11 protein-coding genes and 1 pseudogene are annotated in these 13,164 nt (G+C 72.0%); 2 read left to right on the top strand and 10 right to left on the bottom strand.

The genetic code is table 11. The features are described 5' to 3' along the window. Positions 1 to 57: 57 nt before the first annotated feature. The 7 genes and pseudogenes from AB0O09_RS32155 to AB0O09_RS32125 all read right to left on the bottom strand — a co-directional run bounded on the left by AB0O09_RS32155 (position 58) and on the right by AB0O09_RS32125 (position 4,574). Positions 58 to 612 carry a DinB family protein gene (locus AB0O09_RS32155; RefSeq protein ID WP_363547912.1) on the bottom strand — a complete coding sequence of 185 codons (555 nt, stop codon included), beginning with the start codon at positions 610 to 612 and terminating at the stop codon, positions 58 to 60. A 204-nt stretch (positions 613 to 816) separates the two neighbouring features. After that, positions 817 to 1,320: a DUF1877 family protein gene (locus AB0O09_RS32150; protein WP_363547909.1), complete on the bottom strand. Its 504-nt coding sequence runs from the start codon at positions 1,318 to 1,320 to the stop codon at positions 817 to 819. 108 nt (positions 1,321 to 1,428) lie between these two features. After that, positions 1,429 to 2,274 carry a class A beta-lactamase gene (gene bla / locus AB0O09_RS32145; protein ID WP_363547924.1) on the bottom strand — a complete coding sequence of 282 codons (846 nt, stop codon included), beginning with the start codon at positions 2,272 to 2,274 and terminating at the stop codon, positions 1,429 to 1,431. 108 nt (positions 2,275 to 2,382) lie between these two features. Continuing rightward, on the bottom strand, positions 2,383 to 2,658 hold the full coding sequence (locus AB0O09_RS32140) for a hypothetical protein (RefSeq protein WP_363547927.1): 276 nt from the start codon (positions 2,656 to 2,658) through the stop codon (positions 2,383 to 2,385). Continuing rightward, complete coding sequence (locus AB0O09_RS32135) at positions 2,655 to 3,140, bottom strand: NUDIX domain-containing protein (protein ID WP_363547907.1); 486 nt, start codon at positions 3,138 to 3,140, stop codon at positions 2,655 to 2,657. The genes AB0O09_RS32140 and AB0O09_RS32135 overlap by 4 nt, the downstream gene beginning before the upstream one ends. Before the next feature lie 232 nt (positions 3,141 to 3,372). Beyond that, positions 3,373 to 3,897: pseudogene (locus AB0O09_RS32130) on the bottom strand (aminoglycoside phosphotransferase family protein); the annotation flags it as partial. Between the two features lie 167 nt (positions 3,898 to 4,064). Next, on the bottom strand, positions 4,065 to 4,574 hold the full coding sequence (locus tag AB0O09_RS32125) for an NUDIX domain-containing protein (protein WP_363547904.1): 510 nt from the start codon (positions 4,572 to 4,574) through the stop codon (positions 4,065 to 4,067). Between the two features lie 1,161 nt (positions 4,575 to 5,735). On the opposite strand from AB0O09_RS32125, the gene AB0O09_RS32120 reads away from it, so the two are divergent. Continuing rightward, the gene (locus AB0O09_RS32120; protein WP_363547901.1) at positions 5,736 to 7,400 is read left to right on the top strand and encodes a ricin-type beta-trefoil lectin domain protein; all 1,665 of its coding nucleotides are present in this window, start codon (positions 5,736 to 5,738) and stop codon (positions 7,398 to 7,400) included. A 139-nt stretch (positions 7,401 to 7,539) separates the two neighbouring features. On the opposite strand, the gene AB0O09_RS32115 is transcribed toward AB0O09_RS32120, so the two are convergent. The 3 genes from AB0O09_RS32115 to AB0O09_RS32105 form a co-directional block, all read right to left on the bottom strand. Further along, positions 7,540 to 8,433, bottom strand: coding sequence for a hypothetical protein (locus AB0O09_RS32115; RefSeq protein ID WP_363547898.1), 894 nt, complete (start codon positions 8,431 to 8,433; stop codon positions 7,540 to 7,542). A gap of 436 nt (positions 8,434 to 8,869) precedes the next feature. Then, positions 8,870 to 9,013 (bottom strand): hypothetical protein, encoded by a 144-nt coding sequence (locus tag AB0O09_RS32110; RefSeq protein ID WP_363547897.1) that lies wholly within the window; start codon positions 9,011 to 9,013, stop codon positions 8,870 to 8,872. Positions 9,014 to 9,215: 202 nt separating this feature from the next. Then, entirely contained in the window at positions 9,216 to 10,007 is a 792-nt protein-coding gene (locus AB0O09_RS32105) for a DUF3050 domain-containing protein (RefSeq protein WP_363547894.1), read from the bottom strand. 1,453 nt (positions 10,008 to 11,460) lie between these two features. On the opposite strand from AB0O09_RS32105, the gene AB0O09_RS32100 reads away from it, so the two are divergent. Then, the gene (locus AB0O09_RS32100; protein ID WP_363547892.1) at positions 11,461 to 12,981 is read left to right on the top strand and encodes a peptidoglycan-binding protein; all 1,521 of its coding nucleotides are present in this window, start codon (positions 11,461 to 11,463) and stop codon (positions 12,979 to 12,981) included. The last annotated feature ends 183 nt before the right edge of the window (positions 12,982 to 13,164 follow it).

Below are 13,164 nucleotides of genomic sequence, written 5' to 3'. Positions count from 1 at the left end.
GTGTCCGGCAGTCGGTGACCGACTGCCGGACACGGGCCTGAGGGCTGCGGGCGCGGGTCAGCCCATGCTCTTCGCGCCGTCCAGGGACTCGCGGATGATGTCGGCGTGGCCGGCGTGCTGAGCGGTCTCGGCGACCACGTGCAGCAGCACGCGACGGGCCGACCACGCCTCGTCGGCCTGGAACCAGGGGGCCTTCGGCAGCGGCTGGGCGGCGTCCAGGTCCGGGAGCGCGGCGACCAGCTCGTCGGTGCGCCGGGCGACCTCCTCGTAGTCGGCGAGCACGCCGGCGAGGGTGTCGCCGGGCAGCATCCGGAACTCGTCGGCGCGGCGGGCGAAGTCGGCCTCGGTCATCGCGGTGAAGTCGGGCATCGCCGACGGACCCTCCACGATGAAGGCCGCCCAGGTCCGCTCCACCGAGGCGACGTGCTTGACCAGGCCGCCCAGACACAGCTCACTGGCCGTGGTCCGCTGTCCGGCCTGCTCGTCGGTGAGGTCACGGGTGGTGAAGCGCAGGAAGTGCCGCTGCTTGGCCAGCGCCACCAGCAGGTCGGCACGCTCGCCGGTGGGGGCGGGCGCAGTGGTGGGCTCGTCGATCGTCCGGGTCTCGTTCAAGGTGTCCGCCTTAGGTAAGTACGTGCTCCGTCGGTCAGGAACTACGTTATGAGGCATTGAGGTCAGATCCCGACCTGAATTGCCGCGAGATCCGAAGACGCGTCGAATCTTCTCTCCGGGCTTCTGCTGTGCGGCGGTTGGCGTGCTTGCTGCCCCGTCCGCCGCCCGCATCCTCTGGCCGGGGGAGTGGCCGGGGCCGGGCGGTCAGCCGAGGCGGACCAGCAGGGCGTGCCGGTATCGGGCGGCCGTGCGGACGAACGCCGCCAACTCCACGTAGTGCCCGGCCACCACCTCCAACGCGTCCCCCCGCTCCCACGGACCGGCCGGGTACACGTGCGCCTGCGCCAGATCGTCGGTGGTGACACCTTCCGTCAGGACGTGGGGCGGGAGTTCGGCGAGGGAGTCGGCGGCGAGCCGGACGCGTTCCGGGACCAGCAACCGCGGCGGCGCGTAGCCGGGTGCGGCCGTGTCCGGCACCTCCGCCTCGCCGTGGAGCAGGTCCACCGGAAAGCCCCGACGGTCGAGCAGGAAGGCGAGTGCGTGCCAGGCCGTGCCGACCTCGTGGCACCGCCGGTCCGCCACGGACAGCTGCCGCTCCACCTCCGCCTCGGCGAGTTCCTCCGCCAACTCCCGTGCCCAGCCGGGCTGCCGTACCGCGCGGTCCGACTGGGCCGGTGTCAGGCGCGTGTACCGCCCGACGATGCTCATGACCGGATCGTAGCCGCGGCCCCGGTCCGCCCTGACCTGCCGGCCTGGCCCGGCCTGCGCCGGCCCGCCCCGTCCCGTCCGGGCCGGGAACAGGCCGGTGCAGGTCCGTCAGCCGAGTGCCGGCACGACCAGGGCGGTTGCGCGGGCGATCAAGGCTTCGTCGGCGGTGGCGTCCGCGCGGGTCGTGGTGGACAACACGGACAGGACCAGGGGCGTCCCGTCCGGCGTCCAGGCGATCCCGACGTCGTTGGTGGCTCCGTAGTCTCCGGTGCCGGTCTTGTCCGCGAGTGCCCAGCCCGAGGGGAGGCCGGCGCGCAGGCGGCCGGCGCCGGTGGTGTTGGCGAGCATCCACTCCGTCAGCCGGCGGCGGTCCCGCGGGGAGAGAGCGGTGCCGAGGAGGAGATCGGTGAGCGTCCGCGCGATGGCCGCCGGACTCGTGGTGTCGCTCACGCGCCCCGGCTCGGCGGAGTTCAGGGCGGGCTCCCAGCGGTCCAGGCGCGTCACCCGGTCGCCGAGGGACCTGCAGAACCGGGTGACCGCCGTGGGCCCGCCCAGCTCGCGGAGCAGGAGGTTGTCGGCGGCGTTGTCGCTGTAATCGAGCGCCGCGGCGCACAGCTCGGCCACCGTCATGCCGGAGGCCAGATGTTCGGGCGTGCCCGTGATCGGCGCGTACCCGGAGGCGGTGACGTCCTCGGCGGTGTAGTGGATGCGTCGGGCGAGGAACTCCCCGTCCCGGTCGCGGTCACGCAGCACCGCGGCCGCCGTCACGATCTTGTGCACGGAACAGATCGGGAACAACTCCTCCGCGCGGTACCGGACCTGCGCACCCGTGACCGTGTTCCGCGCGAACACACCCAACCGGGCGCCGTGCTCACGCTCGAGATCGGCGAGTGCCCGGGTAACCCCGCCCTCGCGCTGCGACACCCTGCCCTCCGCACGGGCCGTCCCGCCCATCGGCACCGCGAGGGCCAGGACCGCCCCCGCACCCGCACCCAGCACCGCTCGCCGACCCGTGTGCTTCCCACTCGTCGTCACAACCGTGTCCCTTCCGACTGAAGTCCGTCATTGACAGGGACACTCCTGATCCCCGTTCAGTTCGTCGTACCCGATCAGTTCCTTCCTCCGATCGCGGGCCGCCGCGCTCTGCTCGCCTCCGGCCGCAGGGGTGACCGGCCGGTGCACGGTCCGGTAGACGTACGGGACGGTGCTGCCGGGGAAGAGGGCGACGCCCTCCTCTTCGACGGGCTGCCCGCCGGCGATGGCCCGCAGCCGGGCGTCGGCGTCGTCCGGCAAGCGGGGTGCGGGCGGCCGCCGGTGCCGGCTCGCGGTGCTGCTCACGCGCCGACCAGGGTGCGCGGATCGAAGGCCCCGCCGTCGTAGCCGTACGTGGAGAAGCCGCGCCCGCCGGACAGGTGGTGGGTGAGGGCGGCGTGCGAGGTCGGGAACATCGGCAGCGGCAGCGCGTCGGCCGGAGACCAGACGACGGCGAGGTGCTTGTCCGGCTCGGCGTTCACCAGTTCGCCGCGCCAGGCCGTGGCGAGGAACACCGACAGCAGGAACGGGCCCTTGCCGTCCCAGCCGGCGCCGACCTGGACGCTGTGGACGAGGGCCAGGTCCTCGGGCTCGACGATCAGCCCGGTCTCCTCCCGCAGTTCGCGGGCGGCGGCCCCGTCCAGGAGTTCGCCGACCTCGACCTTGCCGCCGGGGATCGTCCATGCCGGTGCCGTGCTCCAGCTGTTCGCGGCGTAGTGGACGGTCACGACCAGGTTCCGGGCCCGGTCGTGGGCGATCACGGCCACCGCTTGGCGAAGGCTCTCCACGGTGCCACCTCCAGGGATGTTCGACGGACAGGGGACTTCGGACGGCAGGCCCGGAACGGCGCAGCTGATCCAGAACGGTGCGGGCGTAGCCCAGGATCTCCTCGTCGTGCTGGTGGTCGCGGGCCCAGCGCAAGGCGGCGGGGCAGTCGATCGCCGCCCGGACCCGGCACGCCGCCCACTCCTCGGGCGTCAGCCCGCGCCCGTAGCCGTCGAGGAACGCCGCGCGGAGATCGGGACGTCGCGGAGTCAGCTGGAACACGACCCGCATCAGGTCCCGGCGCACCGGTTCCTCGACCTGGCTGCGCTCGAAGTCGACGACACCGACGGTGAGGCGGCCGCCGTCCTCGCGGTGGACGAGCCGGTTCCGCGGGCCGAAGTCGCCGTGGCAGATGGCGGGGGAGGTGTGCGGGGGCTCGACAAGGGTGGCCTCGGCCAGGACCTCGATGTCCTCGGCGGGGAGCCCGGCCTCGCGGGCTCGGTCGAGCGCCCGTTCGCGCTCGCGGCCCCACGGCGGCCGCTCGCCGATCACGCCCCCGATGGCAGGGCGGGCGTGGATGCGTGCGGCGAGCAGGCCGGCCTGCCAGTACACCTCGCGCTCCTCGGCCGGGCCGAGCGCGGCCTTCACGGCCGGGGTGCCCGGAAGCGCCGTGGTGACGACGAGCCGCGAGCGGGTGTCCTCGCCCAGCAGGACCGGGGCCCGGCCCGGGCCGAGGGCCGGCACGAGGCCGCGGTGGGCAGCGGTCTCGCGCCGCTGCATGAGCTCGTTCTTGAGCTGCTTGGCGAACAGACGGCGACCGTCACCGGTACGGACCTCCCACACCGTCGGCAGATCCGCCCGGTCCCGCGAGTGCGTGCCCAGCACCACGTACGGGCCGGCCGTCTCGTGGAGCAGTCGGTCGGCCGCGTCGGGGAGCGCCGGCCGGCTCATGCCGCCCAACCGAGGGTGGAGAGCGGATTGCCGCGGGCGATCTCGGCGAGGGCGTGCGCGGTGTAGGGGACGGTGTCGGCCGGCAGCCGATCGAGCGGCCACCGGCGAAGTTCCGCACACTTGTGCGGCTCCGCGTTGCACACCCGGCCGTCGAAGCGCGCGGCGCTGAAGAACAGCTGGAGGCGGCTGCGCCCGTCGTCGGCGTCGAGGTGGTGCAGCGTGTGGACGAGGGCGAGGTCGGCCTCGGCGATGGTGATGCCGAGTTCTTCCTCGGCCTCGCGGGTCATGGAGCGGGTGACGGGTTCGCCCCGCTCCATGTGTCCGGCGGGAAGGTGCCAGAGGCCGTCGGCGTAGGAGGTGTTGCGGCGCCGGCCGAGCAACACCGTCCTTTCGTCGGTCAGGACGAGGTGGACGCCGAGGACCAACGTGGGCGGGCCCGTTCCGGACGGTCGGAGCGCGGGGCCGGTCGGGTCGGCCGGGACGTCGGTGCGGTGGAGGTGGGGCACAGGGTCCTCCGGACGGGTTGGTCGGCCGCTGCGGCGGTGAGCGGCGGGCGGGAGTGCGGGGTACGGCGGGATCTTGAGACCGGGCGCATCGGTCGGTACCCCGTAGTCGATCAACGGGCGGACTCCTCGCTCTCTCGTGCGGGTGCGGCGTGCAGGTCGGTCTCGCTCCTCGCCGTGGACCCTTCGGAGAGCGGCTCGGCGCGCGGGCGTGCAGGACGAGCGGCTCGGCGCGCTCCGAACCGCAAGTGGGTTGGCAGAAAGCGGAGTTCAGCGAACTGGTGCAGGCGGACGGCTCGATGATGGTGCTGTTCGAATGACCCGTTCAAGTGGATTACCTCCGGGCGAGCCCGGGTCGAACAGGCACTTTTCGAGCACCTCTCCGAGTCGGCCCGGGCGTCCTCCGGTCCGGCGTGCGCCGACCCGGGCGAGCGGCGGAACCCAGTACCCGGGCGGGCGAGCGGGCGTTCGAGTGCGGCCGACCGGCCGGCGGGGGAGTGGCCACGGAGCCCTTCGTGGGTGAGGTCGCCCTGTGGTGGGAGGTCGCCGCGAGTTTCACCCGTTCGGATGTGCGCACGGCTCCGGTCGACCCGTCCCGTGCCCTGCTCGGCGAGTTGCACCGGCTGTCCCGGCGTCGGCCGAACACGGCTCGCTCTCGTGCACTGCTCGGGCTCAAGGAGTCATGGGTTCCCGCTGCCTCGCGGATGCCGTCGCAGAGATGGACGTGGTGCGCGACCTTGACGGCATTGGTTCAGTCCAATAAGTTCACCGCGCAGAAACCAACACAGGCCAACACGCCTGTGGCGTTCATGTCTTGACGCTCGATCACCGCACTTCAGGAAGCAGCTGGGGGTTTCCCGCCGTTCCTTCCTGGCCGCGTTGGGCGCTGCCACCACAGCCGCACCCAGCCCGTCCTCGTCCCTTGCCCGCTCTGTGGCAGCGGGAGTCCTCCTCCCGGTGAAGCCGGCACCGACGGATGTGGCCGGGGCGACAGGGCGCAGGGCCGCGCACCACCTGCTGCGGCAGGTCGCCAGGGGGCTGCGGAGCGACCCAGCACCATCGAACCCGTCTTCGGAGGTCCGACACATGCAAGGCAAATGTGCACAGGCATCACGCCGCGCCTTGAAGAGAGCGCTCTCAATCCTTCCCGTCGTCGCGGTCACGGTGGCTGCGATCGTCGTCCCGACGGTGAACGTCGCGGCGGTGAAGGCCGAGGCGGCGGTGCCCCCCGCACCGTCGGGCTTCACGCTCACCTGGAGCGACGACTTCAACGGCGCGTCCGGGACAGGCATCGACCAGAGCCTGTGGAAGTACGACACCGGGCCGGGCAGCAACTTCGGCACCGGCGAGATCGAGACCATGACCAGCAGCACGTCGAACGTCTACTACGACGGCCAGGGCCATCTCGTGCTCCAGGCCCTGCACTCCGGGTCCGACCCGCGGAGCGGATGGACGTCCGGGCGCGTGGAGACCCAGTCGGCGTCCTTCGGCGCCCCGGCGGGCGGAGTCGTCCGGATCGAGTCCGTCCTCCAGCAGCCCAACGTCAACACCGCCAACGGCGCGGGCTACTGGCCGGCGTTCTGGATGCTCGGCGCGCCGCTGCGCTCCGGGGTGACGTGGCCGAAGTCCGGCGAGATCGACATCATGGAGGACATCAACGGCCGCGGTTCCGTCTTCAGCACCATCCACTGCGGGGTGAACCCGGGCGGCCCGTGCAACGAGTCGACCGGCATCGGCTCGGGCGAGCGCGCCTGTTCGGGCTGTCAGACCGGCTTCCACGACTACGCGGCGGAGATCGACCGTTCGGTGTCGCCGGAGCAGGTCCGGTTCTACCTCGACGGGAACAACTTCTTCACCGTCAACGCCAACCAGGTGGACCCGACGACCTGGGCCGACGCGATCGACCACCCGTTCTTCATCATCTACGACCTGGCGATCGGCGGCGGCTTCCCGGACGCCTTCGGCGGCGGCCCGAACGCGGCCACCGTCTCCGGCGGCAAGCTGGTCATCGACTCGGTCGCCGTCTACAACAAGGGCCCGGGCACCGGCGGCGGCGGTGGTTCGGTGACCGGCCGGACGATCACCGGTCCGGGCGGCAAGTGCGTGGACGTGGCGGGTGACGACACCGGCGGCGACGGCACCGCGGTCCAGCTGTGGGACTGTCAGTCGGGGGCCAAGGACCAGCACTGGACCTGGAACGGCCAGACCCTGCAGACCCTCGGCAAGTGCCTGGACATCGCCGGCGGCAACAGTGCCGCGGGCACGCAGCTGCAGCTCGCCACCTGCAACAGCGGCGGCTACCAGTCGTGGGTGCGGCAGACCGACGGTTCACTGCGGAACCCGACCAGCGGCCGGTGCATCGACTCGCCGTCGGGCGCCACCGCGAACGGCACCCGGCTGCAGATCTGGGACTGCAACGGTTCCGGCGCCCAGAAGTTCGCCATCGGCACCCCGATCTACGGTCCGGGCGGCAAGTGCGTGGACGTGGCGGGCGACGACACCGGCGGCGACGGCACCGCGGTCCAGCTCTGGGACTGCCAGCAGGCGACCTCGCTCGACCAGAAGTGGACCTGGAGCGGCCAGACCCTGCAGACCCTCGGCAAGTGCCTGGACATCGCCGGCGGTGTCAACACGGCCGGAACCAAGCTCCAGCTGGCCACCTGCAACGGCGGCGGCTACCAGAACTGGGTCCCCAACGCCGACGGCTCGATGTCCAACCCGACCACGGGCCGGTGCATCGACTCGCCGTCGGGCGCCACCGCGAACGGCACCCGGCTGCAGATCTGGGACTGCAACGGCTCCGGCGCCCAGAAGTTCTCCCTGGCCTGAGAACGGGCCGGACCTCGGCCGTGCACGGTGAGGGGCCCCACCACGGAGGGTGGGGCCCCTCACCTCGAGAAGCCGTCGCGCCGCCGAGCGGCAAGCAGGCGTGGCCCGTCGATCACGAGCTGCACGGCCTCGGCCGCTGTCAGGCTTCGATGCGCAGCCACGTGTCGCCGGTGCGAAGCCACAGAACACCGTCACGACCCTGACCGCAGCGCATGACCACCCGTCCGGGCACGCGAATCCTGCGTCGCTCGGTCACGCTCCACGTATCACCGTCCGACTCGGCTCGCACCACTTCGGTCGACCGCCGGTTGTGATCGCGCTTGGTCAGGACGGCTCGACGGCCGTGCACGGCGAACCCGTCCGGGGCGCGCATCGGGCTCGGCCACGTGGTCACCTCACCGGTCGACGGGGTGATCCGCGTCAAGAAGGTGTCTCCCCGCCGACTGCCGGAATACCAGACCAGCCAGACCCGGTCTCCTTCAGTGGCAGCGGTGCATCCCTCCAGGGGCGCGTCAGGAAGGCGACCTCCCGGGGCCCAGGTCGCCCGACCTCCGGTACTCCAGCCGGCAAGCCCGGCTGCGGACTCCGGATGCCCTCCGTAGATGCCTTCGTCTCCGTAGGCCGTCCAGATCGATCCCCCGCGATCGGTCACCAGCGCAGGGATGTCGTCGCCGATGCAGAAGGCGGCCTCTTGTTCACCGCTTTCCAGGGAGAACACCACGGCGTTCGGGCTCCATGCGCCCGACTCCTCCCTGCCCGCCCGACCCCTTGCGATGAGGAGCCGGGACTCCGGGAGAAGAGCGATGTGGCTCGGCCGGACCGGAATGTCCTTGATCGGTCGCCGTCGAAGCGACCCGTCAGCCCGGCGAATCACGAGCACCGCATCGAACGGGACCTGCGGGCCCCAGCCCGGCCAGCCCTTCACGTAGCGGCTTCGGCGAAGGAACTGCCGATGGACGAGCAGAACGGCCAGCTCCCCCGTCGGGCCGGCGGTCCACCACAGAGGGCGTCGTCCCGCCCAGCGTTCCGTCACGGACGGTTTCCAGACCCTCTGGAGGCCGACCGCCGACATCACATCCCCCCTGCTCTTCGGGCGCAGCGCCGGAACGTGAGCGCTGACGGGAGGAGTGTAGTGATGCCGGAGCCAGGACCTGCGCCGCGTCGTCCGGCCCGCCCCGGCGGGCTCACGGTCCTGACTTGGCACTGGGGCGTGTCGCGCCGGACGTCAGGCTCCCGGCGCGATCCCGTTGATCACACGGCCGAGGAGGCGATCGAAAACCGCCTGAGGGCCGCGGTCGCCACCCGAGGTGGCCAGGGCCCGGGCGAGACGGGGACGGTTGTGCCGGTGGCCACGGCGGAGCCGAGGTGTTCTCACGGAGCCCGCCCGGCCGCGTCCCCTGACGGGAATGCGAACGGGCGGGCGCCCTGGTCGGCGCCCGCCCGGTGGCGGGGCGGGGGCCGACGGACGGTCAGGCCGCGGCGGCTGCCTTGCGCTCGGCCGTGGTGCTGGCGAACGGGAAGGAGCGGGTACCGGTTTCGATGATGTGGGCCTCGAAGGTCGGCCGGTCGACGATCGCGGGCAGAGCCGCTTGTCGGTGAACGTCTGGTCCCACTCGGTGATGTCATTCGTCACGGGCCCACACGTTCACGGCATCGTCGTGCGGAGAGGTGGTGAACCAAGTGCCGTCGCCGACTGCGTGGGGAAGTCCGGTTACGGGGAAGGGATAGACGATCTGCCCGGTCGCCCGTGATGCGGCAAGGTCCACGAGCCGGTGCCGACCGTCTCCGGACGAGCAGGCGGCCGCCGGGTCGGGGTCAGGCGCCGAAGGCCGCCAGGATGCCGTCCCACAGGGCGACGCGGGCGGTGAGCGCCCGGCGCACCGTTGCGGCGCACTCGTCCCAGCGCTCCGCGTCGTCGCCGCACAGGTCGATCAGCATCTGCATCGCCATCGGCGTGTGCTGCTCGCCGTCCACCTCGATGTGGCGGGCCAGGTAGTCCTTGAAGACCGTCAACCGGCCGTCCGCGTCCTCGATCCGGATCACCTGCTCGAACATCTCCGGGATCAGGTCCTCGCGCCCGAAGGCGAAAGCGGCGGCCTGGCAGTGCACCGGTGCGTTCTCGATGATGTCCCAGGTCACCGCGACGAAGTCGGCCGCCGCGGTCGGCATCTCGGCCTCCTTGGCGGCCTCGGCCACGTCGACGCCGCGGCGGAGACGGCCGAGGAAGGCGTCCACGGCGGTGGTGTCGGCGCCGGCCCGGGCCATCCCGTCCACATAGAGCTCGAAGTGGCTGATGTAGCCCTCGCCCAGTTCGTCGCTCTCCTCGACCAGGACGATCTCGTTGATCAGTCTGCGGCTCGCGGTCGGGCCGGTCGGCACCCACGGCAGCTCCACACAGGTCAGTTGCCGCTGCAGGCACTTGAGGAGCGACATGAAGTCCCAGACCGCGAACACGTGGTGTTCCTGGAAGGACCGGACCCGCTCGACGGAGTCGATCTGCCGGTAGATCGGGTGGCCGACGACCTCCTGGCGCACCGGCTCGATGGCCTCGCGCAGGGCGGTGAGCCCGGGGTGCGAGCGGTCCCAGTGGTAACGGTCAGAACTCATGGGGTCTCCATGGCGTCGATTCGCGCAGATTGCGTGATGAAGGTGCGCTGACTGTGTGTTCGTCACCGCGCGCATCAGGCTACGCGTGCCGCGCCACGGATCCGATACCCCTGCCGCCACTTTTTTGTGCAACTCTGCTGTGACGTACCGTCACATCCTTTCTTCACTACGGGGTGTGAAGGTCGTCGGCGCACTCGTGCGACCGGTGGCCGGGGATTCGAATCGCCGCCGGGCGGGGGAGTCGGCCGGCGGGATGCGAGGGCGTGGCGGGCACGGCTGTTCGATCACCCGGGAGTCGCCCGCCCGGGTGGTGTTCCACTCCGGTGGTACGCCTCGTGGTGCTCCGCCTGGATCGTCCTCGGACGCCGAGCATGCCCGGACAGGGCCGCCGTGGTACCCGGCAGGCCCGACCTCCTCGAGCGGGGCCCGCCGGGTGTCATCCGGCCCCGGGCGTGCACGCTCGGTGTGCACGGCGCGGTCCGTGTCCTCTCCCGCCGTCGGCCCGGAGAGTGCTGTGCACCGTCGAGCCCGCGGTGGCGCCGCGTCAGCGTCGAACCGGTGCCGGGATCCGCTCGGCACCGTCCACCGCGACCTCGCTGCCATGCCCTGGCCTTCCGCCGCCCCCGCACCCGCCGCGCCGGATGAATACACGTCAAGTCCTTTTGTCTACAAAGGCATTGCCTCGACCGGGTGGCCGCAGAAATCTCACCGAAGTGCGTTTTCGAACGTCCGCGGAGAGGAACAAACCCCGGCACGGCGCAGGCAGGTACCGCACGCGCGAGGTGGGCGGACCCGGGGCGGCGTCGGATCGACCGAACGCGCATCCGCGAGGAGGCATCCATGGCCGAGCCCTGCACTCCTACGACTACTCCGCGTGTTCCCGTTGCCCGTGCTCCGCAGCGGCCGGTGGTTCCTCCGGCCCGGTTCGCCCGGGCGCAGACGCCGCCAGGACCGAACCCGTGCAGGCCGTCGGCGTCGGCAGGCACACGCCGGGACCACACGGTGAGCGTGATCCACGGCTGCCGTAACGGCGCTCGGACGGCACCGGCCCACCACCGGATGACCGGTGCCACCCGATGAACGGCACCGAAGCCGAGGCGTACCGGCTCTCGATCGTCGCATGCGCACGACTTTCGGACCGAGCTGCAGCGGCACCGTCCGGAACCTGCCGGGCTGCGGGGACACCACCCGTTCACCTGGGCGAACCTGTGCTCCGGCCGGGCCGGGCCGGGCCTCGGCGGCGTTCGCGCACGCCCCGACCGTGCTGCTCGAACGGATCCCGCCCGAGCGCGGCAAGGTGACCGGATGACCCGGGACGGCGGCGCCGGGGACGGCGCGCCGGATGCCCCTCGGTCCTGGGGCCCACCCGGCTGAGGCCCACCCTGCTCCGGCACTCGCCGTCACACCGGCAACAAGTCCACCACGCCGTCGCGGAACACCCATCGAATCGAATGTGCGCCGATCGAACGGAGCCCGGCAGATGAACCCTTCAAGACCCACGACCACGGGCAGTGGTCTCTCCGGAACCGTCTCCCCCCTGGCGGCCGCCTGGCTCGTCAGCGTCATGGGTGAGCACAGCTACGAGACGCTGCTGGAGTGGGAGTCGACGCCGCCGCACCGGGCGGTGCTGCCGTGCGGGCTCCGGTGGGACGTCGTGCGGATGCCCGAGAGCCTCGGCCTGGCCGTCCTCGCACGCCTCGGCGGGACGGACCCGGATCAGGTCGGCCCGGTCCTGCGGGATCTGCCCGGCCACCGGATGTACTGGTTCATCCCGCTCGGCCACACCGAGGCGTGGCGGCGACCGGGAACGGACGTCCACCTCCTGGGCAGGGGGTGCTTCCTCGTCGTGCCCCACCCGGACATCCAGGGCGACGGCTCGTCCGAGTGGGAGCACTGGCCCGCTCGCACCGGCACGCTGACCAACCCCGGCCGGCTGGCCGCCACGGTGGCTGAGGCGCTCACCATCGGTTCCACTGCTCACGCGCGGTCCGAGGAGGATCGGCCCGTCGGGACACAGCCGGACCGCAACATCGGGTGCACCGAAGACGCATCGACGGTCCGCCCGTACGTTCCGGGTCCCTCGGCGGAGCCCCGGCCCGCACCGATGCCCGGTCGGGACCTGTCCGACACAACGATCCTGCCCCCGGGCACCGCCACTCCGAGGCCTGCCCGGCCGACCCCGGCTCTGTCGACGCCTCTTCACACCCGGACGGCGGCGGCACATCCCGTGCCGCCGATGCCGACCGCGTCCGAGGCGCCCGTCGGGCTGTCCGAGGAGAAGCACCCGGAGGGTCGGCCCGACCTCGGCACCTCGAACTCCCTTGTGGAGCCGCAGCGCTCCCCGGACGGCTGCACCGGGCGACGCCACGAGCGGAAGGTGAGCCGCCAACGGAGCATCATCACCCGGGCCGGCCTGGGCATCGCGGCAGTCGGCGTGGGGATCGCCCTCCTGCCCGCCCCCTCGGGCGGGAGCGGGAAGGAGAGTGACCGGGCGCTGCCGATCCCCAGCGGCAGCCGCTGGGTCCAGCCCCGGACCGACCCCTCGCCCGGCGCCGTCCTCTCGGCCGGGACCGCCTCGGCTTCCGCAACCCCCACCGACACGGCCGCCGCGGCCCCCAGGAAGGCCTCGACCACCAGAATCCTCGCCCCTCAGGCAGTCTTCGCCACCACCGCCCGCACCGCTGCCCCTTCCACGCCGACACCGACGCCGACACCGACCCCGGCCGCTGCAGCCATGCCCCGAACGCTCCGGCCCGGTGACACGGGGACGGATGTGGTGGCGATGCAACAGCTGCTGGTCACCGTCTCCTGCGGGAAACTCGACACGTCCCTCGTCACCGGCACCTTCGACGACTCGACCGAGAACGCGGTCACCCAGTACCAGCGCCGACGCCACATCAAGGGCGAGAGCGGCGTGTACGGTCCGAAGACGAAGGCGGCCCTGCAGACCGAGGCACAGGATCAGGAGTGCTGAGGTCGCCGATCCCTCCGCTCACAGCCCGCGAGACGTGTGAACGCGCTTCGAGAAGTGGGGAGAGGCGGACCCGGGATCAGGGCGGCTGCGGCAGGGAGGAACCGACGCCGAAAGCCGCCCACGGCGCGGAGCAGGTCGGACGAGGACGGATCCCGCGCAGCGCACCGCCCAGCAGGGCATCCG

The organism is Kitasatospora sp. NPDC093679 (assembly GCF_040683455.1).
Classification (GTDB): Bacteria; Actinomycetota; Actinomycetes; order Streptomycetales; family Streptomycetaceae; genus Kitasatospora; species Kitasatospora arboriphila.
Note: the sequence above shows the minus strand (reverse complement) of the source record. Positions and strands in the feature narration are given on the sequence as shown.